This window comes from Paenibacillus sp. NPDC101420, assembly GCF_050277435.1.
Lineage (GTDB): Bacteria > Bacillota > Bacilli > Paenibacillales > Paenibacillaceae > Paenibacillus_AQ.
The window spans coordinates 273,803-295,372 of sequence record NZ_JBNNSE010000007.1; the positions used below are offsets into that span (position 1 = coordinate 273,803).

The 21,570-nt window shown below is 40.7% G+C and carries 17 protein-coding genes; 4 read left to right on the forward strand and 13 right to left on the reverse strand.

Going from position 1 to position 21,570, the window contains the following annotated elements:
• Positions 1-16 precede the first annotated feature (16 nt).
• Complete coding sequence (locus ACQKMP_RS25615; protein ID WP_427471724.1) at positions 17-1,285, reverse strand: lactate racemase domain-containing protein; 1,269 nt, start codon at positions 1,283-1,285, stop codon at positions 17-19.
• A gap of 165 nt (positions 1,286-1,450) precedes the next feature.
• Here ACQKMP_RS25615 and ACQKMP_RS25620 point away from each other — a divergent pair, with 165 nt between their 5' ends.
• Complete coding sequence (locus ACQKMP_RS25620; protein ID WP_042188524.1) at positions 1,451-2,617, forward strand: ROK family transcriptional regulator; 1,167 nt, start codon at positions 1,451-1,453, stop codon at positions 2,615-2,617.
• Between the two features lie 72 nt (positions 2,618-2,689).
• Here the strand turns inward: ACQKMP_RS25620 and ACQKMP_RS25625 are convergent, their stop codons facing one another.
• From ACQKMP_RS25625 to ACQKMP_RS25640, 4 genes are all read right to left on the reverse strand, one after another.
• Entirely contained in the window at positions 2,690-3,547 is an 858-nt protein-coding gene (locus ACQKMP_RS25625; protein ID WP_427471726.1) for a sugar phosphate isomerase/epimerase family protein, read from the reverse strand.
• The gene (locus ACQKMP_RS25630; RefSeq protein WP_339241339.1) at positions 3,540-4,556 is read right to left on the reverse strand and encodes a Gfo/Idh/MocA family oxidoreductase; all 1,017 of its coding nucleotides are present in this window, start codon (positions 4,554-4,556) and stop codon (positions 3,540-3,542) included. The genes ACQKMP_RS25625 and ACQKMP_RS25630 overlap by 8 nt, the downstream gene beginning before the upstream one ends.
• 73 nt (positions 4,557-4,629) lie before the next feature.
• Positions 4,630-5,790 (reverse strand): Gfo/Idh/MocA family protein, encoded by a 1,161-nt coding sequence (locus ACQKMP_RS25635; protein ID WP_427471728.1) that lies wholly within the window; start codon positions 5,788-5,790, stop codon positions 4,630-4,632.
• Entirely contained in the window at positions 5,787-6,683 is an 897-nt protein-coding gene (locus ACQKMP_RS25640) for a sugar phosphate isomerase/epimerase family protein (protein ID WP_042188532.1), read from the reverse strand. Before ACQKMP_RS25640 ends, ACQKMP_RS25635 begins: the two co-directional genes overlap by 4 nt.
• A gap of 155 nt (positions 6,684-6,838) precedes the next feature.
• Here ACQKMP_RS25640 and ACQKMP_RS25645 point away from each other — a divergent pair, with 155 nt between their 5' ends.
• Positions 6,839-8,101, forward strand: coding sequence for a helix-turn-helix domain-containing protein (locus tag ACQKMP_RS25645; protein ID WP_427471730.1), 1,263 nt, complete (start codon positions 6,839-6,841; stop codon positions 8,099-8,101).
• A 19-nt stretch (positions 8,102-8,120) separates the two neighbouring features.
• On the opposite strand, the gene ACQKMP_RS25650 is transcribed toward ACQKMP_RS25645, so the two are convergent.
• The 5 genes from ACQKMP_RS25650 to uxaC form a co-directional block, all read right to left on the reverse strand.
• Positions 8,121-9,527, reverse strand: coding sequence for an MFS transporter (locus tag ACQKMP_RS25650; RefSeq protein ID WP_427471732.1), 1,407 nt, complete (start codon positions 9,525-9,527; stop codon positions 8,121-8,123).
• Positions 9,528-9,835: 308 nt separating this feature from the next.
• Entirely contained in the window at positions 9,836-11,242 is a 1,407-nt protein-coding gene (locus tag ACQKMP_RS25655) for an MFS transporter (protein ID WP_042193972.1), read from the reverse strand.
• 179 nt (positions 11,243-11,421) lie between these two features.
• The gene (gene gndA / locus ACQKMP_RS25660) at positions 11,422-12,837 is read right to left on the reverse strand and encodes an NADP-dependent phosphogluconate dehydrogenase (RefSeq protein WP_427471734.1); all 1,416 of its coding nucleotides are present in this window, start codon (positions 12,835-12,837) and stop codon (positions 11,422-11,424) included.
• A gap of 17 nt (positions 12,838-12,854) precedes the next feature.
• Positions 12,855-14,663 carry a beta-glucuronidase gene (gene uidA / locus ACQKMP_RS25665; protein ID WP_427471736.1) on the reverse strand — a complete coding sequence of 603 codons (1,809 nt, stop codon included), beginning with the start codon at positions 14,661-14,663 and terminating at the stop codon, positions 12,855-12,857.
• A gap of 31 nt (positions 14,664-14,694) precedes the next feature.
• Positions 14,695-16,098, reverse strand: a complete 1,404-nt coding sequence (uxaC, locus tag ACQKMP_RS25670; RefSeq protein ID WP_427471738.1) for a glucuronate isomerase — start codon at positions 16,096-16,098, stop codon at positions 14,695-14,697.
• Between the two features lie 206 nt (positions 16,099-16,304).
• Here uxaC and ACQKMP_RS25675 point away from each other — a divergent pair, with 206 nt between their 5' ends.
• Positions 16,305-17,480, forward strand: coding sequence for an ROK family transcriptional regulator (locus tag ACQKMP_RS25675; RefSeq protein WP_379424169.1), 1,176 nt, complete (start codon positions 16,305-16,307; stop codon positions 17,478-17,480).
• Positions 17,481-17,749: 269 nt separating this feature from the next.
• Here ACQKMP_RS25675 and ACQKMP_RS25680 read toward each other — a convergent pair whose 3' ends face one another.
• Together ACQKMP_RS25680 and ACQKMP_RS25685 are read right to left on the reverse strand one after the other, a co-directional pair.
• Complete coding sequence (locus ACQKMP_RS25680) at positions 17,750-18,172, reverse strand: NUDIX hydrolase (protein WP_379424168.1); 423 nt, start codon at positions 18,170-18,172, stop codon at positions 17,750-17,752.
• A 329-nt stretch (positions 18,173-18,501) separates the two neighbouring features.
• The gene (locus tag ACQKMP_RS25685) at positions 18,502-19,800 is read right to left on the reverse strand and encodes an alpha-glucosidase/alpha-galactosidase (protein ID WP_042188548.1); all 1,299 of its coding nucleotides are present in this window, start codon (positions 19,798-19,800) and stop codon (positions 18,502-18,504) included.
• Positions 19,801-20,054: 254 nt separating this feature from the next.
• Here ACQKMP_RS25685 and ACQKMP_RS25690 point away from each other — a divergent pair, with 254 nt between their 5' ends.
• Positions 20,055-20,918 (forward strand): AraC family transcriptional regulator, encoded by an 864-nt coding sequence (locus tag ACQKMP_RS25690; RefSeq protein WP_339241365.1) that lies wholly within the window; start codon positions 20,055-20,057, stop codon positions 20,916-20,918.
• A gap of 11 nt (positions 20,919-20,929) precedes the next feature.
• Here ACQKMP_RS25690 and ACQKMP_RS25695 read toward each other — a convergent pair whose 3' ends face one another.
• The gene (locus ACQKMP_RS25695) at positions 20,930-21,454 is read right to left on the reverse strand and encodes a GrpB family protein (protein ID WP_379424166.1); all 525 of its coding nucleotides are present in this window, start codon (positions 21,452-21,454) and stop codon (positions 20,930-20,932) included.
• Positions 21,455-21,570 lie beyond the last annotated feature (116 nt).

The window sequence follows — 21,570 nt, forward strand, 5'->3', positions numbered from 1 at the left end:
CTCCCCAGTGTTAGTATTAAAGTAAGTTTCCATTGCTATCGAAAGTTAGGTCGTAGGCTTCAGAGATCAATTCCATTTGAGGATGCTGCTTCACTACATCAATTAATGCCTCGGACACTTCCAACTCATTTAGCACCAATGTGTTTTTGATCCGAACCATTTTGACCTGAGTGAAATCTAAAATATTGCTGGTTTTGATAGCCGCTTGAATGGTTTCCCGGTCGTTAGGCAGCGTGGTTGCAATTTTTGTAGGTGCTACAACAGTAGAAGTCAATCCATTGGCATAGGTTACTTCCAGATCCATCTTGTCTACTAGCCTTTGCGTTGTAAAATCAGCGGTTCCAACACCGTTTGCATTACCTTCAGTCTGTGGCGTCAAATCAAGTACAACGATCTTATTAACCTCAGGACCTCCATAAGCGTATGGCGTTGGGTAACGACCTGTAATATTTGGATCCATACCGTCTCCGCTAATGTTTTTGCCAATTTGATCGATGATAAGTACCTCTAATTGATCAAAGAAAAGTTTTGGCAGCATTTCCTTTGCCTTCATTTGTAAAGCGGCTTCCTGTTCAACAATCTCTTCAGGAGTTAACGTCTCAATGCAAACTACTTTATCAAAAGCGTTTTCAATCGTTGCCACTCCAAATAGAATAGGTTTCTTCTCCATAATCATCTTGGCCATAGCGGGAACATTCTCGGCCATGTACTTGAAGCCCAACTGATGACAGGCCTCAGCACCTTTTTGCTTGCCTAAACCAATGCTAATCATCTTCATGATTCCGCTTTCGACAGGGCCTCTAAATGCGGTATGAGGTTTGATGCGATTAATCACTACAATCCCATCTGCACTTGCGGCATGTTTGTCTACATAAACGGGTAATCCATTAGGCAGCTCACCAAGCAGAACCACTTCCATCGATGAACGAATCTCGCAATTCACGCTTTCTTCTGTAACGCCCAGATGGGCCAAAACATCACGTTGTCCCTCAGCGGTGGCTCCGCCATGACTCCCCATGCTTGGAACGATAAAAGGCTTCGCTCCGGCATCTTGCAGAAACTTCACCGTAACGGCTGTAATTTCTACTAAACGGTCTAAACCTCTACTCCCAACAGCAATAGCGATTTCCATACCAGGTTGAATGGTGTTCCGAATCTCATCTCTTTGCAGCTTCTTATTCAATTCCTTCCCAAGGTCTTCAATATGCCCACTATCAAAATTCACTCTTACTTTGGCCATTTTCGGAACCGGAATATCTTTTAGAAGCTCTTGTAAAATCCCCATGATTTCCTCCACTCCAAGTACAAATTGTTATTCATTCATGCTTTCTAATCTGCTTAAAATAGCGTTCTGATAAACCACTTTAAATTAATTTGTTTACCATACAAACTAATTACCTGTATAATAACATCATGCCTTAGGTTCGTCAATCATTCAAGGAGGTGCTTTATGATTACCGGCGATTCTTCACATGTCAAACAAATTAATCGTGCTCTAATCTTAGGTGAAATTATAGGGCACGGCTCTATTTCAAGAACAGACCTGGCAAAGGTAACCGGGTTAAATAAGTCCACTCTATCCGTTCAGGCAGCTGATTTGTTAGCAGAGGTTCTAATTATTGAGACCTATAAAGAGCATAACAATCCAGGCCGAAAACCGATCTTCCTCTCACTTAATGAAACTGCTGGGTATGCGCTAGGGATTGATTTGGACGGAAAAAAGATGACTTTTGTACTTACCAATTTACAAGGTGTTCCAGTCTCTTCTCAACTGATTGAGTTTGAAACCCATAACTATCACGAAATATTTAGATTATTAGTGGAACAGATCAGACACTATAAGAAGCGTTGTGAACTTGCTCCTCACGGCCTCATAGGCGTGGCCATAGGGGTACATGGGATTGTAGATAATTCTGAGTTGATTTGTTATCTCCCCTATCATCAATGGCACAACAGAAATTTAAAACAAGATCTTAAAGACGCAACTGGACTTAACATTTTTGTGGAGAACAACGCGAATTTAAGCGCCTTCTCAGAAATTGTCTTTATGCATCATCAGAGTGAGCATTTATTTTCATTAAGCTTCAATTCAGGAATAGGGCTGGGGATGATGGTTCATGGAGAGGTATTAAAAGGCTATAACGGCTTCGCCGGAGAGATAGGTCATATGATTATCATTCCTGACGGGAAAGTCTGCAGTTGCGGGAATTCGGGGTGCTGGGAACAATATGCTTCTGAAGTAAGTTTAACGAGTTCGATAGCGCGTATGAAGAAAAAAGAAAAGGTAAGTCTTCAGGAAATTGAACATTGGATCCAAGTGGCTGACCCTGTAGCAATTGCTGCGCTAGAGAAATATATGAATTACATTGCGACTGGCCTCAATAATATTATAAATCTGTTCAATCCTGAAATTATGATTCTTAACAATCGCCTGCTAACAATCTATCCTAATGCCCTGCCTCTACTTCTATCAAAGCTAAGTTCGTCGATAAGTCAGCCTTGTAAGTTACTCCTTTCAGAATTAGGAGAGAAGGCCTGTGTTATGGGAGCTTGTGCATTAGTTATAAAAAACTTTCTTGGAGTCTCAAAGCTTAGCTTGAGTAATAACAGGAGCTAGATGGATTTTGTAATAAAAAAACGAATAAAGCCTATTTCAACGGCTTTATTCGTTAGATTAGATTACTAAATTTTAGAACCAGTTCTCATAACCCAACTGTTTCAGATAGCTTCCTGAAGTCTGTAGACAATCAAACGGATCTTTCCCATACGTATCGTCTTGCTCAATCAAGAAATACTGCACACCACTCTCGTGACCGGCTTCGATAATCGCCTGAATATCTAAGCTCCCTTCACCAAGCTCTGCAAACTCAATAATATTGGAGAACTTATACATAAACTTTGACATATCTTTAAAGTCATCTGCACTTAAATCCATGTGGCCGATTCTGTAATCCTTTAGATGCAGTAAGGATACACGTCCAGCAAAGCGTTTAATAACATTTACCGGATTCTCACCACCCCGCTGAATCCAATGAACATCCAATTCGAAACCTAGCTTCGAGGTGTTGTCCTTCATCATATCCAGAAGCGTTTCCCCGTCATATTTCTCAAATTCTACGTGGTGGTTGTGATAATAGAGCTCAATACCGTGCTTCTCCAAACGTGTAGCCATTTCTTCTGCTTGATGAATATACTCCATGATTTTCTCTTTATTTCCCATAAGCGTTATTGGCATCATACCAATACGGACATAATTACAGTTCAATGTCCTGCAATCATTGACGATTTTATCGAAATCTGTGGTTAAGGATTCCCCTGGCATACCCGGCATCGTATTCAGAGGAGCAGAGACCGAAACGATTTTGATATTAAAATCCTCGCTAGCTCGTTTAAGCTCGGACACATTCTCCTTAGTCATATCAATTTGAGTGACTTCAACGGCACTAAATCCTAGTTCTTTTACCGTTCGTAGTGTCTCATAAACTCCGTTTTCCACAATTTTATTTTTCAAGTTGAACATTTGCACACCAATTTTACCGTTACTCATCAAGATCACCCTCCAGTTGAATTTCTTGTTTTTGTGCCGAAGATTTGTGAATCGTATCTATCATTCTTATGGACTGAACAGCATCTCGGATATGAACATAATCGTGTGAATCGTTACGTATACAATCATAGAAATGATCGATTAGTGAAGCGTGGCTAGCTCCATAATAAAACTTCGTCCCTGGAAGCTTGGCATCTTCAACTAATACCTCTTTCTCCCCATGATCATCTTCTTTAATTAATAGGCTGTCTTTTATTGTGAATTTCACTTTCTCATACATCACTTCAAGCTCAACGCTAGAATTACTCGCATTGGCAACGGTTGCAAAAAACAAGCCCTTAGCTCCGTTCTTAAACCGAATATACGCAGACACCGTATCCTCGACCTCAATACCGTAATTCATCAGTTGATCAACGGATCCTCGGATCGCCTCGATCGGCCCACCAAGCAATTGCATATGATCCAGCGTATGGATCGATTGATTAATCATCACCCCGCCACCGGATTCGCTTTTCCGTCCACGCCATGGTTTGATATCATAATAGACTTGCGGTCTATACCATGCTACCAAGCCCTTAATCCCAATCAAAGGGCCATAGTCATTATGACGAACGATATCCTGAAGCATCTCAAAAGTCTCGTTATAACGGTTCTGTAGACAGATGCAAACTTTGATCTGCTCATATTCTGCCTCAAGCTTCTCCATGGCTAACGCTTCTTCTATGTTTAAGGCTAACGGTTTTTCTTGAAGCACATGAACCCCATTCTCCATGCAGGCTTTGGTTACTGGATAGTGCAGATGATGTGGCAAGCAAATATGCACGCAGTCAAGGGACTCTTTTTGAAGCATGAGCAGATAATCTGTATAAAAGCTTATACCAGGTAGTGTGTTCCTTAGAGACTCATCAATATCACATACAGCCACTAACTCAATCCCTGGATTCGTCTGAATCGCTTGAATATGAATGTTGGAAATATCACCAAGTCCAATAACCGCTGCCTTTAACATATGGAAATCTCCTTTTCAAAACTAACCCATGGCTCATACCACGAGTTAGTTTTTTAAATATTAAGAAGTATCATTACTTGGTTAGAGGTTGCTTTTGCTCTTCTTCGATCTTCTTCTTGAGTTCGTTCAAATATAGCTCTTCATCAACAGGGAGCTCCACCTCTTTACCTAGCCAGCTAGATAAGTGAATGGCATTTGCAAGCGCCACGCCGTGAATACCATCACTTCCTGGTGCCAAAAGCGGCTCCCCATCTAAAATATGGGATGCGAAGTTCTTCATGACTGCAGTATGCTGAGCTCCCCAGACACTTTCAAAGGTAATAACTTCTTCATTGTAGATTTCATCCGAATTTCCACCCATGAATATTTTCATTACATCAACCATACTCATGGTATCGCTCATTTCGCGCTCAGGTTTGATCAGGCGTTTAACGGTTATCATATTACTGTCATCAACTACGATTTTCCCTTTATCACCCAAAATCTCAAATCGGTCCGTTCCTACAACATCATGTGTGCAAGTGACGAATACGCCTGTTGCGCCGTTCCCATAGTCTAGTAGTACAGTAACCTCATCTTCTACTGCTATATTTCTTTGATAACCATATTTCACATTGGAGTAGACTTTCTTAGGCATTCCGCATATCCACTGTAATAAATCCAGCTGATGTGGAGCCTGATTGACCAGAACACCACCACCTTCGGCTTCCCAAGTAGCTCTCCAAGCGCTTTGATCATAATAACCTTGAGGTCTCCACCAGGTGGTAATCATCCAATTCGTGCGACGAATCTCACCGATTTCTCCGTTATCAATAATTTCCTTCAGCTTTTGATATAGCGGGTTGGTTCGCTGATTAAACATGATTCCAAAAGCTATTTCGGGCTTAGCTGCTGCGAATTCATTTAGTTCTCTAACCTGCTTCGTGTATACTCCGGCTGGCTTTTCCACCAGGGCGTGAACGTTTCTCTTCAACGCTTCGATTCCCATTTCCGGATGCAAATAGTGAGGCACACAAGTGACTATTGCGTCTACTTCTCCACTTTCAATCATTTCGATGTAGTTGTCATAGAAAGGAACATCCGGATACTTTTCTGATGCCCACTGTTTCTTTGCAGGATCGATATCACAGATTGCCCCAAGCTGCATATTCTCCACTTTTTCTTCGGTCAAAAAATTAGCATATGCACTGCCTTGTGCACCAACACCGATAATTCCCATTCTTACTTTTGTCATTTCACTTTCTCCTCGCTTTCAATATGTTCAAGTATTTGAATAAGAGCTTCGTACTGTAGCTTGTAGCCCTCCGCTCCATTAAGACCTTTGTTGTCCTTAATAATTTCTTCTGCATTCTCCAGTTCTAAATCCTTTAAGGAGTCAAACTGAACCAGATGTGGTTCAAGCGTCAAGAAACCTTTATACCCACTGTGAATCACCTGAGACAATATCGACGGGATTTGCCCCTCCCCAGTCCCACAGACCACATTCTGATTATCCGACTTAACTGCATCCTTAATGTGTATATAAGCAATTTCATCTTTCAATAAATCGTAGCATGCTTGAGTATCCTCACCACATTGCACGAAGTTCGCAAAATCAAAAATAGCCTTAAAATACTTGGAATTAACCGCATTCAACATCTCACTACAGCGCCGAGCAATATCACCGTAGATATCTTTTTCATTCTCATGCAGTAGAATTACATCGTATTGTTCAGCGATCGTAGTAAATTCCTTGATCTTCTCAATCACTTCGTCCCGGTATTGATCGGGATCGTCACCCTTGGGGATATAGAAGCTGAATATACGAATATACTTGCACTGCAATAAATTGCTGATCTGACAGAGTCTGTGTAGCATTTCTTTTTGCTTTATAAAAGCGCCTTCATCTTTCACGAAAATTTTCCCGATTGGCGAACCGATGGAGGATACTCGAATACCGGATCGTTCAAGTCTGGGTAGAACATTCGATCGAATCTCTTCCAGTGTAAAGTCACCGATATTTCTACCGTCGATGCCGCGCAAGGATAAGTACTGCATCCCCAATTTCGAAACTACCTCAAGCTGCTGGTCAAACTCTGCAGAAATTTCATCAGAGAAGCCTGAGATGCTAAGGTTTTTATTTACCACAACCTCTTTCCCTCCTCCTAGCGATTACCAGTTGAATGTATAAGAATAACGTTACTATAAATGAAACCGATTTATTATTCTCGTAAAATCTTGTGTATAATAGTAAAATATAGAGCAGCTTGAGAAGAATAATGTTTACAAGGGGTGAGAATTTAGTGTTATCTGAGGAATGGGAACAACTACAAAAACTACTTAAATTCACATATAACTATGCGAGCATTGAGACTGTCTTTTTTCAATCAGGGGTACAGATCGTATGGGAGTCTGGGCATATACAAGTGCCAGAGCCATTAAAAGGTTACTTCGAAGATCTCAGAGCAATGCTTCAGCTTCAACATTCGAATGCCGCATCACATTTACTTATTCATTCCACATCCTATAAATTGAATTTCATCTCTTCCAACCTTTACAAAGGCACCAGTTACCTAGGGAGCATAATTGTAGGTCCTTATCTACTGGAAGAGCCTTCTACACTTCTCATGCACGATATTATATTTGACAATAATTTATCCATTTGGCTGCAGCCCATCTTAGAACAATATTATCTCTCTCTGCCTTTAATCAATGAACAAAAGGTCAATAACATCTCAGAATTTCTAGCGTATCTTTCAGAGAGTGCTCAACTTTCTAACCACTCGGTTTCAACTTTTGAGCATGTTAGCTATAACTTTCGAAGCCAGAATCTGTTACTTTCTGAAGCGGTCAAAAACAAAACAGATTTATCGCCAGCGATCATAGAAGAAAGATATCGGAAAGAAAATCAATTATTGTCTATTATAGAGCGAGGAAATCAACAACAGCTGCAACAATTCTTGAAGGATGGTGCATGGGGTAAGAACGATTTTCCTGACCGTTTCCCTACGGACCCCCTACGATCACGTAAAAATTTATCCTTTGTAAGCAACACTCTGCTGCGCAAGGCAGCAGAGAAAGGTGGCGTTCATCCAGTCTACATAGACAGTATCTCAGAGAAATTTTCTATTCAAATCGAAAGATCTGCTTCTGTACAACAGCTTTCTGAGCTTCAAATGAAAATGTATTCTGAATACTGCAAGCTTGTTAATGATTTGTCTCTGAAACCCTATAGTTCTCCCATAAGAAAAGCGATCGAATATATCCGCCTAAACCTGGATAAAGAATTGAGTCTTGATATAATAGCCCGTGCGATCTCGGCAAGCATGTACGAGCTTTCCAGACAGTTCAAACAAGAAACTAGCCAATCTATTATTGATTACATCAACTTGCTGAGAATTAAATCCGCTGTTGAAATGTTGGAGAACAATTATCTATCGATAACGGATATCGCTCAGATGGTTGGTTATAATGATGTGAACTATTTTATAAAGGTCTTTAAAAAAACTAACGGAATCACGCCAAATCAGTTCCGGAAAAATAGAAGAAGTATTCAGCAGAATTAACATCTGAAATCGCTACATTTTACAAGCTTCTATTCTCTCTTAAGTCAGTAGCAAGCTGGAGTGTACGTTTTTTGTTCAATGGATAAAGAAATACTAAGATTAGGAAAACTATGAACACCATAACGGCAGGTAATAAAGTTGCTAATGTATGCACTCCCTGAAGTGTATCCTGCGATTGCGCTTTAAGCTGAGCATTATATCCGACAGCACTAATGGCAAAACCACCAAGTCCACCAGCAATTGCTTGACCCACCTTACGGGCAAAGGAATACACAGAGTAAACTGTACCATCTTCCCGTAATCCCGTTAAGTATTCATGATAATCAATAACATCCGTAACAAATGCCCAGATCGTCATGTTAAAGAAAGCGGTACCAAATGAGGCTACAGTCATTACTCCAATGAATTGATTAACGCTCAAGTTCGGCATGAAATATAACAAAGCATATACTATAGCCGCTAGAAGCAGACCCGCTGAGGCGGTTTCTTTTTTTCCGAATCTTGCAACCAAAGGTTTTATTAATGGCATGGTAATGAATATCGTTGCCGTTTGAATCAAGCCCATGATACTTAATGCTTTTGCACTTCCGAAATAGTCTTTAAACAAATAGACATTCACAGCACCGGTAAGCATAAAGCAAGTCATGATGGCAAGCGAAGCTATTAGGATCCAGATCAGGGGTTTGTTCTTTTTAAATCCTTTTAGCGTTGCTCGAAAATTTGTTTTTACCTTTGAGTTATTCGACGAAGTAATACGTTCAGTGGAGAGACTATAGCAGGCCATATAACAGGAGAGTGAAAGAATGGCGAAGATAACAGCTGTCAAAAAAAATCGATTAGCATCTGCTTTGTTATCTACGAAAATAATCAAAGGACCAACCACATTTATAATCAGCCCTGCTAATGAAGCCCCTAAGCTCCGAAAGGTTGATAGCGAGGTTCGTTCCACTGGATCACTGGTGATCACTGAAGCCATTGAACCGTAAGGAATATTAACCGTACTGTATAATGTTCCCCATAGAATATAAGTTACAAAAGCGTAGGCCAGATAGAATCCATCAGACATTCCTGGAATATGAACGAACATTAACACACCAGTAACAACTAGCGGAAAAGACATTCTAAAGATCCATGGTTTGAATTTCCCCTTCGGCCCTGCTTTTCTAGTATCGATAAAACGTCCCCAAGTTACATCTGCGACTGCATCCCATAAGCGAGCAATGAGAAAAAGTCCGCCTACGGCTGCCGCACTGATTCCATACACATCTGTATAGAATACCATCAAGAAAGAGCTTGCAAGAATGAAGAAAAAATCATTGCCGAAATCACCGAACAAATAACCCATCTTATCTCTGAGGCCAAACCTTCTGTTGTTTACATTTGTTACTAAACCCTTTGAAGTTTCGAGACCGGCTTGTTGATTCATATTTATCCCCCCGTAACTTTTGAATAGCTACATTTAAGCGCATCCTTCAAAAGTAAGAATTGTAAGGATATTTAATTAGTTCATTAAACTAACAAAATATCTTTACCGTAGGATAACACCATCAACTTATACTCGTCAACAGAAATTGTAAGCGCTTCAAAATATTTTTTATGTGTATATTTTCACATCGTTTTTTCGCAAAAACCTCTCAGGAAGTTGAGTAATATCAAACATCTTTAAAGCAAAAATCAACAAAAAACCCCTATCAAACCTGGGGTTTCTGTTGAAAGATGACAAACGATATAACCTTAAGAATGACTTCTCTCTGCTATGTCTGCGGTAAGCTGAAGCGTGCGTTTTTTGTTCAAAGGATATAAGAATACAAGGATCAAAAATACTAGAGCTAAGATAATGGCAGGCATTAATGTTGCTAAGGTATGGAGTCCGTGAAGCGTAGCTGGTGTCTGTGATTTAAGGGTGGCATTATAACCTACTGCACTAATCGCAAACCCTCCAAGTCCTCCAGCAATCGCTTGCCCCACCTTACGAGCAAAGGAGTAAATAGAATACACCGTTCCATCTTCACGAAGGCCCGTTATGTATTCATGATAATCTATCACATCGGTCACAAACGCCCAGATCACCATATTAAAGAAAGCGTAACCAAAATTAGCGATAGACAATATTCCAATAAATTGATTAGTGCTCACATTAGGCAAAAAGTATAATAAAGCGTAAATGGCTGCAGCTAATAAAAGACCGGCGGAGGCTGTTTCCTTTTTACCGAATCTGGCAACTAGTGGTTTTACTAATGGCATAGCGATCAACATAGCTACGGTTTGAACAAAACCTACCATACTTAAAGCTGTTGTACTACCAAAATAGTCTTTGAACAAATAGATATTTACTGATCCGATAAGCATAAAACAAGTCATAAAAACGAGTGAAGCAACTAAGATCCAGATTAGAGGTTTGTTTTTGGAGAATCCTTTTAAAGTGGCGCCCAGATTACCTTTAACCTTATTGTTCTCTGGGGCAATAATCCGTTCAGTTGATAGCTTATAACAAGCCATGTAACAGGAAAGTGAAAGAATAGCAAAGATAACGGCAGCAAGCAAAAATCGGTTCGGATCAGCCTTGTTATCTACGAATATAATCAGGGGCCCTACTACATTAATAATTAACCCCGCTAATGAAGAGCCTAACGTTCGAAATGTTGATAGTGAGGTGCGTTCAACAGGATCACTTGTGATTACAGAAGCCATTGACCCGTAAGGAATATTCACAGTACTATAAAACGTTCCCCAGAGGATATAGGTTACATAGGCGTAGGCGAGATAGAATCCGTCAGACATCCCTGGAAGATGAATGAACATTAATACACCTGTAACCACTAGTGGAAACGACATTCTAAAAATCCATGGTTTGAATTTTCCGTTAGGGCTTGCTTTTCTAGTATCTATAAAACGCCCCCAGGTTACATCAGCGATTGCATCCCAAAGTCGGGCAATTAGGAAGAGCCCACCAACGGCAGCCGCATTAATTCCAAATACATCCGTGTAGAATACCATTAAGAAAGAGCTTACAAGAATAAAGAAAAAATCATTTCCGAAATCACCGAATAAATAACCCAGCTTATCCCTTAGACCAAACTTTCTGTTTGTTGCACTAGACACAAAACCCTTTGAAGTTTCCAGACCAGTTTGTGTATTCAACTTCATTCCCCCGTAACTCTTGGATGGTGTACACTTTTACTTCTTCACCTATCAAAAGTAATGATGTAAGGATAATTAATTTGTTTAATAAACTAATTAATTATCCTTACCGTAGAATACCATTTTCTGATGTGCTCGTCAATAACTTTTGTAAGCGCTATATTAACTATTTTATTAGTCTATTCTAACCATTTTGTATGAAATACGCCTTCTTTATCTACTCTCTGATAAGTATGGGCACCAAAATAATCTCGCTGTGCCTGTAGTAAGTTTGCAGGAAGTGTCTCCGCGCGATAACTGTCGTAGTAAGCAATCGCACTTGAAAATGAAGGTACAGGGATCCCGCATTTAATCGCAAGTGATAGAACGTCACGTAGAGCCGTCTGGTACTCTTCCACTATATCTTTAAAGTATGGATCTAGCAAAAGGTTAGCAAGCTCAGCATCTTGATCATAGGCATCTTTGATTTTTTGTAGGAATTGCGCACGAATAATACAACCGCCACGGAAGATCATGGCTATATCTCCGTAACGTAAATTCCATTCGTACTCCTCAGACGCTACACGCATCTGTGCAAAGCCTTGAGCATACGAGCAAATTTTACTCATATATAGTGCTTTCCGAACAGCTTCGATCAGCTCATCTTGATCACCATTGTAGCTCTTCTTCTCTGGTCCTTGAAGCAATTTACTAGCCTTGACCCGTTCCTCCTTCATGGCCGAGATAAAGCGTGCAAATACAGATTCTGTAATGATAGGCAGCGGAACGCCGAGATCTAGCGCATTTTGACTAGTCCACTTTCCTGTACCTTTTTGGCCAGCGGTATCTAGGATGACATCGACCATAGGCTTTCCGGTTTCTTCATCTGTTTTCGCAAAAATATCGGCAGTAATCTCAATCAAATAACTATCCAGCTCACCTTTATTCCACTCACTAAATACATCATGCAGCTCTGCAGCACTAAGATTCAGGACCTGCTTCAGAATAAAATAAGCCTCCGAAATCAATTGCATATCGCCATATTCTATGCCATTGTGAACCATCTTCACATAGTGTCCGGCACCGTCGGGTCCAATATAGGTACAGCAAGGATCGCCATCGACTTTGGCCGATATAGCCTCGAGAATGGGCTTTACAAGCTCATAAGCTTCTTTCTTCCCCCCAGGCATGATGGAAGGGCCCTTAAGAGCTCCTTCCTCCCCACCAGATACGCCAGTACCAATAAAATGAAAGCCGGCGGATTGTAGTTCCTTGTTTCTACGAATAGTATCTTGGAAGAAAGTATTTCCTCCATCTATCAAAATATCGCCTTCTTCAAGAAAAGGCTTTAACGATTCGATTGTCGCATCCGTAGCTGAACCCGCTTTAACCATCAGTAATATTTTTCGTGGTTTCTCGAGCGCATTTACAAACTCTTCAACCGTTTCTGAGCCTATAAAATTCTTGCCATGCGCTTCATTGGTTAGGAACTCTTCTGTTTTATCATAAGAACGATTAAAGACTGCGACGGAATAACCTCTGCTTTCTATATTCAAAGCCAGGTTCTTCCCCATCACTGCAAGACCTACGACACCAATCTGCTGCTGTTTAGACATGCCTCTGCTCTCTCCCTCTATTCGTTATCCTGTTTGTAATGGAAGTCTGGAATTGCAGTCCACCGTTTACGTAATTCATGCGCTGCATACTTAGGCTTACGATCCCGAGTAAAGATCCCCTTCTTATTCCCTTGCACACGAATGATTCCCTGACTTGTAGCGAAATCTGCAAAATTCCAAACCTGCTCACCGATAAAATGTGGGAATTCATCAAATACTTCATGATTGGCTTTATAAAACTCCATTTGATATTCTTCAGTGAACATAACCGGTTCAACGTCATGGAAACCAGCCACAGTATCCGCCCCGTATTCGGTCATCATGATCGGTGTGTTAGGGCAACGTTTAAGCCAACCATTGAATTCTGCACGCAATTTCACTTTTGCAGATTCTAGGTCTCCCCCATCCACATACCAACCATAGTAACGATTCAAAGCTAGAACATCGATTAGTTCAGCAATTTTATCTCGATCTGGAGTAGAAGCTAGATGAGTAACGAGTGTAACTGGTCGTTTTTGCGGATCTAATTCTCTCATCAATTCTACAAGCGGCTTAAAGTATTCATAGGCCCCTTCTTCCTCGGACGCAGGTTCATTAGCCACATTCCACATCACAACAGACGGATGGTTTTTATCTCGTGCAATTAATTCCCGAATATCTTGCTCATGTTGCTCTTTGGTTTGGAGTTCCTCCCATGTATTTTTATGGGCTCTGCCTCCTGATAACATGACCATAAAGTTCACATGTAGTCCCACGGCGGGGATTTCATCAATTACAACAAAACCTTCACGGTCCGCAAGACGCATTAATTCTTCAGAGTATGGATAATGGGAAGTGCGGAAGGAGTTCGCTCCCATCCACTTCATCAGATTAAAGTCTATAATATTGGCCGCTTCATCAAAGCCTCTACCATGAATGGGTGAATCTTCGTGTTTACCAAAACCCTTAAAGTAAAATGGCTTATTGTTGATTAAGAACTTCCCATCTTTAACTTCCACAGTTCGCACGCCAAACGGCTGCTCATACACATCGACAGTAGTTCCATCCTGAACAAGCTCAATTTGTAGTGTGTACAGATAAGCGTTCAACGGTTGCCAAAGCTTAACATTTTCAAGTGAGATTGTGCCAGCCTCTCCCGCTTGCTCAGCAACGATGTCTCCTGCTTCGTCCAGAACTGTTACTTTAACTTCTGCATTATTTACGAATTTCACAGCGTAGTTAACCTTACCGTTCAGACCTTCTAAAGCGGTTACAATTTCAACATCTTGTACATAGGTGTGAGGTGTTGTATAGATCTTAACAGGACGCTGAAGACCAGCATAATTGAAAAAATCGAAATTGGGTTCATTTTTCAGTTTTTTTCCGATTCCTGGAATTTCTTTCTCAGAGTAAATCCCAACAGGCAATGTGGAATAATCAACAATATTGTTCAACGCAACAGTCAATCTGTTTTTGCCTGATTTCAAGATCTGATTTAACTCCGTTTCAAAAGGCAGAAAGCCACCTTTATGCTCAACAGCAAGCTCTCCATTAACATACACTTTAGCTTGATGTGTCGCAGAACCAAATCTCAAGACAGTACGCTCAGCCGAGAACACATCCGGCACTGTAAATTCTCTTTCATACCATACCCAGCCTACATGATCACGGATTTCTGCTTTTACCCCGATGTCGTTAAAGGATGCTGGAACAGCCATCGCTATCGTATCTGTTAATTTGGATTCAAACCATTTTTCTTGAAAGCCCACACCTGAATCTAGCTTAAAGTTCCATAATCCATTAAGATCAATAATACTGCGAGTTTCAGTAACGATTGGATATAACATAAATAAATCCTCCTTTTATTGTATTAACAATTTATCTTTGCAAGAAAAACTTATCCGCATTATGATAGCCGATGTTTCGAATCATCTGTTCCAGAAAATCCATATCATTAGGAATTAGACCTTGTTCCACCCAGTTTCCAACAATGTTACATAAAATACGCCGGAAATATTCATGACGAGCATAAGACAAAAAGCTTCGAGAATCGGTAAGCATTCCAATAAAATGGCTAATCAAACCAACGTTCGCTAAATCCTTCATTTGCTTTTCCATGCCATCAATATGGTCATTGAACCACCATCCGGAGCCAAACTGTACTTTGCCTGGGATACCCTCTTCATAGTAATTCCCCATCATCCCCGCAAGCACTGCATTATCCTTAGGATTGAGGTTAAATAGAACCGTTCTCGGCAGAGAGTCCTCTTGATCAAGAGCATCCAAGAATCTGGACAATCCTTGTGCAAAATTAGTTTCACCCACTGAATCAAAACCTGTGTCAGAGCCAATAAGCTTTTTCATTTTTGTATTATTATTGCGGATAGCGCCCATATGCAGTTGCATCACCCACTGTTTCTCCGCGTACATTTTTCCTAATGCTTTGAGCAGATAAGAACGATAATCGGTGATCTCAGTCTCGCTAAGAGTCTCTTTATTCAATCTTTTGTTAAAAATAGCAGTAACCACTTCCTCGGAAACCTCCGAATAATCCAGCTTCTGAATATCATGGTCCGATGCGCGTCCGCCATGCTCATGGAAATAATTCACTCTTTGCTTCAAAGCATCCAGAAAATCCTCCAAAGAATCAATCGAACTTCCAGTGATGTTTTTCAATTGATCTAACCAGGATAAAAAGGAAGCGGATTCAATATTTAGAGCGCCATCCGGTCGGAACGTCGGTGCGATAAGCGTCTCAAAAGTTTCATCTTGATTTAAGAGATCGTGATATTCAAGTGTGGATAGCGGATCATCTGTCGTTCCAATAAATTTCACATTTGATTTTGCAATAAAACCTCTAGGTCTGTGCGTTGGCAGTAGCAGCTTCTCATTACATTCCGTCCAAATTTCATGTGCTGTTGATGGACTAAGAATTTTCTCTATCCCGAAGAACATCTTCAATTCCAGATGTGTCCAATGATATAGAGGATTTCCTATTAAATGGGGAACAGTCTCAGCCCAAGCTTTAAACTTCTCCCAGTCATCTGCATCTCCAGTGATAAACTTTTCGCTTATACCATTCATTCGCATGGTGCGCCATTTGTAATGATCCCCCCCAAGCCAGAGTTGAGTAATATTAGCATACGGCTTGTTTTCCCAAATTTCTTGGGGATTCAGATGACAGTGAAAGTCAAAAATAGGCAATTGATTCGCACCATTTTCGAACAGTCGTATAGCTGTATCTGAATTTAACAGAAAGTGATGATCCAGAAAACTTTTCATACATGATCTCCTTCCAAATTCATATTCAGGTAACTCTATTACGGGTTTAAATTATCCTTACAGTTAATTTGTTTAATAAACAAATTAACTGTAAGGATAATTTATCAATTCCCTTTCGTTTTGTCAAATGTATGTTACAGCAGTATAATAACTCTTGATAGGAAGAAAAAGAGCATCAGAATCACTGCTCAAATTGGAGGATAATAATGATTACCGGTGATGCTTCATACATAAAGAAGATTAATCGTTCTTTGATAATCAGAGAAATTGTTAAGAAAGGAATGATCTCCCGGGCAGATCTATCCAAAGCTGTAGCACTAACAAGAGCAACTATCTCTGTTCAAGTAGCTGATCTGTTAGAAGATGAATTGGTTGTAGAAACACAGCTTGAACATAATGCTGTTGGACGCAAGCCAATTATGCTCTCTTTAAATGCTGACGCGGGTTATGCCCTCGGTATTGATCTAGATTATGGGCAAATATCCTTTGCGCTTACAGATCTTCTAGGACGCCCTGTATTTTCTAACATCGTTAAGCTTGAAACCACTGACTATTCCGAGATTCTTGCACTGCTAATCAAACATATCATCACATACAAAAAAAATTACACAAATAGTCGATATGGCATTATTGGTATTGTGATCGCCATTCACGGCCTCGTCTCGAATCAAGAGGTGATTCATTATGTGCCTCGTTTGGGATGGAATGATGTAAATCTGAAAGCAGATCTAGAAAACGCACTTAACCTTGAAATTCATCTTGAGAATAACTCGAATCTCAGTTCTTTTGCCGAAAGAGTCTATGTCCATCATGATACGGATAATCTTTTATCAGCTACATTTCATTCAGGTATAGGCTTAGGAATGATTATTAACAACAAATTCTTTCGTGGACATGACGGGTTTGCAGGAGAAATTGGACATATGATTGTGGTGCCGGGCGGAAGACCGTGTAAATGCGGAAATAAAGGGTGCTGGGAGAAATATGCCTCTGAATCTAATATTATGGAGGTTTTGTCCAAAAAAAAGAAAACCCCTAATATTACCTATGAACAAATTCAGGAGTGGATTGACCAAGGTGATGCGGAAGTCACTGAGATCATGGATGAATTTATCTACTATCTCTCCATTGGCTTAAATAATATGATCAATATTTATAATCCAGACGTTATCGTAATAGATAGTGAATTGTTACGGATCTATCCAGACTCTATTTATAAAATCAAACAAAATTTAAATTCACAAATTAGCCATTACCGTGAATTGTTAATCTCTACGCTTGGCAAAAACTCATCCATTCTAGGAGCTTGCGCTTTGGCCATTCAGTATTTCCTAGATGTACCTGTGCTAAATCTGCCAAACGCAATGGAAGCTTCAGAGTAAATTGCAGCATACTAATTTCTCTGAAGACTATACATCTATGGAGTGAATGGTAAATACGGTGAATATTTGGACTTCCGGCCGCTGTTGTCTCCAGATTTCTTAAATTATACCGCTGTGAGCGGATGAAATCCGGAGACAAAGGCGATCGCTATCGCGCCTACAGTTCCAAATCCCCCCTTCGCTACGCTCTCCTTTAATGTTTTTTAAATTCAAATAATGCAAGCCTTTTCGTAGAAGATCACTTAAATTAAAGAAGCCTAAATCAGTTTTCAGCTTCTTGTTAGAGCTACTCTTCTTATACTCTCTTTTGTCCAAGGAGGAGCTTGAGGATGATTCATTATTTCCTCGTAGGTCATCCAATGTACGGCTTCAACCTCATCAGGACTCTTGTTATATGCTGTACCACTGTCATATTCGCATAGGAAGACCATATTTATAACGTTGCATCCAGCATCTGTCATAAAGGAGGAACTGTATACAAAAGTAACAGCATCTTTTATCTCGATGCCAACTTCCTCATAAAGTTCTCGTTTTACAGTCCGTTCTATGATATCGACTGTGCTTCCTTCAACGTCTACTTTCCCTCCTACAAGAGACAGAGTACCACCTGCATGTTCTTCTTTGATACTTCGTGTAATAACAAGCCATTTGTCATCCCTACAGATTGCACTTTCTACGTTTACTATGAACACGCTTTCTTACTCCCTTCTAATTGAGCAACTAATTAACTATTCCACTCGTTTTAAATTATTGGACTACCCTTTTGTATTCGACACCCGCTAGCTTCAACCCTCCGCTGATCCTTATGGACCCAAATAACACTATAAGTACAATTATCGTCATTTGAGCATGGCTTCAAGGGTTAACTGGGTCCAATTGCGAGTGTTTTCGTTCGCGGAGCGTACATCGAAGCGCAAAGGTTGATCATGCTCACAAAAAGAAAAACTGTCCCAAGCAGCCATTTCGTGGCTTTTTGGGACAGTTCCATATTTATATATCTGCCATTTAGGTTTAGACCGAATTATTTATACGCGGGCAACCAATCTCCATGGGCTGTGATCAGCTCATCACACATATTCGTAATGTCATCCATTGACAGTTCGGCGGCAGTGTGCGGATCGAGCATAGCTGCGTGATAAATATGCTCTCTCTTATGAGTAATCGCTGCTTCGATTGTTAACAATTGTGTATTAATGTTCGTACGATTCAGTGCTGCACACTGCGGAGGCAGATCTCCCACAAAGGTTGGAGTGACGCCACTGCGGTCTACAAGGCATGGAACTTCAACACATGCTTCTTTCGGAAGATTGGTGATAAGACCTGTATTCATAACATTACCACCAATTTTGAAAGGTACATTCGTTTCGATGGCTTCCATAATGTAGGACGCATATTCATGCGAACGTTCATGTACAAGCTCTTTGTTATTTACTAATTCTTCACGCATCTTCTGCCACCGTTCAATTTGTTCTACACAGCGGCGTGGGTACTCGTCGAGTGGAATTTGAAAGCGTTCGATGAGCTCAGGATAATTACGTTTGATAAAATAAGGATGATACTCTGCGTTATGTTCTGAAGACTCCGTAATGTAGTATCCAAATTTAAGCATCATTTCATAACGAACCATGTCCCCGTGATGTTCTTTCTGCTTTTCTGCAGCGCGGCGTTTGATTTCTGGATATAAGTCCTCTCCGTCCTTCGTAACCTCGAGTAGCCAAGCCATATGGTTAATACCGGCAATCTTAGCCTGTACACCTGTCTGATCCATTCCCAGATGCTCGAATAAGCCTGGAATACAATGCTGTACGCTATGACATAATCCAACGGTCTTCACATCACCATAAGTGTTCATCACATTGGTCAATACTGCCATTGGATTCGTATAGTTCATGAACAGAGCATCTGGACAAACCTCTCTCACATCTGCCGCAAAATCAAGCATGACAGGAATCGTACGTAAGTTGCGGAAAATGCCACCGATACCAACCGTATCCGCAATCGTCTGACGTAAGCCATATTTCTTCGGAATTTCAAAGTCTGTAATGGTACAAGGATCATAACCCCCGACCTGAATCGCATTAATCACATATTTAGCTCCACGTAAAGCTTCCTTACGATCCGTATAGGATTTCACGATACAAGTACTGCCACTACTTGCTTTTATATTACTCAGCATATTCTCGGAATCTTTTAGGCGCTGAAGATCAATATCATATAGGGCAAGCTCAAAGCCTTGAAGAGCTGGAGTTCTCATGCAATCTCCTAAAACGTTCTTTGCAAATACAGTACTACCCGCTCCGATAAATGTAATTTTGGACATGTGAAATATTCCTCCTTAAATAGTGAGTTCTACGGTCACGACATCGCTAACGACTCAGAAAACCTCGATGAATTTTCCTTATAAACACTAGAATGTCAGAGGGTATCCGTCTCTCTCTTCACTATTCACTATAAATGAGAGCGGTCTCAATGAGTATGGATAAATACAATTCATATATGGATATTTGTTGCATTTAAGTGGCCTGTCCTATAATCTAAATGTAATTCAAATCACGTATAGGAGGTCATAAGCAAATGGCTTCAGAGCATTATCATTTCACAGCAGGGTTTAATCTTGCTCCTGATGAAATCGACCTAACTGTATTGTTCAGCGGAGAAGGTAAACCGGTCCCGGGACATAAGATGGGGCCTTCTGTTCACGATTACTACCTTATACATACCGTAATGGATGGAAAGGGTGTGTTTCAGAGTGGAAGTAACTCTCATATATGTGGTACGGGAGATACCTTTGTCATTTTCCCAGGGGCATTATTCAGCTATCAGGCAGACATGGAACAGCCTTGGACTTATGCATGGGTAGCCTTGCAAGGAGAAGCCGTTCAGCAGCTATTTAAAGAAGTGGGGATTACACCGAACAAGCCGTTAATACACTTAGATAACCTTATAGAGATACATAACTTGTATGAACATATTCGTTTTTCCTTTCAGCAATCTGCTTATCCAAGGTTGGAAAGTTTGGAGGCTTCTGGGTGGCTGCGCCTTCTGGTGCACAAATTCGGCCTTGCGAACATAGGTTCGCTCACCCCTAAATCCGCACAATTACCGGATGTTATCGACCGCCAGATCAATCAAGCGATCCGCTGGATCTCTCTCCAATTTCATCAACAGATCAGTATCGACCACATGGCATCCTCTCTTGGTTATCATAGGGCACACCTCTCTAAGGCCTTTAAGCAAAAGATCGGAATGTCACCAAAGCAATATTTGTTAAAGGTTCGCATGGATAAAGCAAAGGAACTGCTTGGAGGAACGCTCACCATCGACCAGGTATCCTCTTCGGTCGGTTTCAATGATGCGTTATATTTCTCCAAGCAATTCCGTAAGTGGAGCGGTATGTCCCCCAGTGAATATCGAAGCCATCTTCGATCTGGCACATGATTGCTTATGGGTTATTTCATGGCTTTTGATAAAATCGAGGTGACAAACGCTGTCTTTCCTTCACAGTAAGCATCCATATCGTAGCGATGTTGTTCCGCCAAATGCTGTTTGACTTCTGCATATGCTTGGCGTGCTACCGCATTTGAACGGAGATAGTCTCTAAAAGCGATATGCTCCAAATACCCTTTTCCATCCTTAGGGCATACATACAGATGATATTGCATGAATTCGTCCGCTTGACGTCTTTTGAAGGCTTCCCTGCCCTCGATTCCCAAGTTCCCTTGATGTTCATAACCATACTGTTGTAAACGTTCTATGATTTGTGGGAGTAAATCGTAGCTATCCATTACAAGATCAAGATCTATGATGGGTTTAGCAGCGAGTCCTTCAATGGAAGTACTCCCCACATGCTCTATCGTAATAATGAGGTCGCCAACATAAGATAACAACTGTTCTTTTATTCTATCGAATTCTAACTTCCACTCTGGATCATAAGGGACAACTTCTACGACTTTCGTCTTCTGAGCGATGCTCATGCACCTCCTGCGATGAATGTCTTCTTCTCAATTCCTCTATAGACTATCCATATGCATATAGCGGCCACAATTAGCATTCCACCCATCAGACAGACGCCATTCCAGCCCCAATGCTG

Coding starts and splice junctions, on each gene's coding strand:
- ACQKMP_RS25615 (WP_427471724.1), bottom strand. CDS start 1,285: ATGGGGATTTTACAAGAGCTTCTAAAAGATATTCCGGTTCCGAAAATG.
- ACQKMP_RS25620 (WP_042188524.1), top strand. CDS start 1,451: ATGATTACCGGCGATTCTTCACATGTCAAACAAATTAATCGTGCTCTA.
- ACQKMP_RS25625 (WP_427471726.1), bottom strand. CDS start 3,547: ATGAGTAACGGTAAAATTGGTGTGCAAATGTTCAACTTGAAAAATAAA.
- ACQKMP_RS25630 (WP_339241339.1), bottom strand. CDS start 4,556: ATGTTAAAGGCAGCGGTTATTGGACTTGGTGATATTTCCAACATTCAT.
- ACQKMP_RS25635 (WP_427471728.1), bottom strand. CDS start 5,790: ATGACAAAAGTAAGAATGGGAATTATCGGTGTTGGTGCACAAGGCAGT.
- ACQKMP_RS25650 (WP_427471732.1), bottom strand. CDS start 9,527: ATGAATCAACAAGCCGGTCTCGAAACTTCAAAGGGTTTAGTAACAAAT.
- gndA (WP_427471734.1), bottom strand. CDS start 12,837: ATGTCTAAACAGCAGCAGATTGGTGTCGTAGGTCTTGCAGTGATGGGG.
- uidA (WP_427471736.1), bottom strand. CDS start 14,663: ATGTTATATCCAATCGTTACTGAAACTCGCAGTATTATTGATCTTAAT.
- uxaC (WP_427471738.1), bottom strand. CDS start 16,098: ATGAAAAGTTTTCTGGATCATCACTTTCTGTTAAATTCAGATACAGCT.
- ACQKMP_RS25675 (WP_379424169.1), top strand. CDS start 16,305: ATGATTACCGGTGATGCTTCATACATAAAGAAGATTAATCGTTCTTTG.
- ACQKMP_RS25685 (WP_042188548.1), bottom strand. CDS start 19,800: ATGTCCAAAATTACATTTATCGGAGCGGGTAGTACTGTATTTGCAAAG.
- ACQKMP_RS25690 (WP_339241365.1), top strand. CDS start 20,055: ATGGCTTCAGAGCATTATCATTTCACAGCAGGGTTTAATCTTGCTCCT.
- ACQKMP_RS25695 (WP_379424166.1), bottom strand. CDS start 21,454: ATGAGCATCGCTCAGAAGACGAAAGTCGTAGAAGTTGTCCCTTATGAT.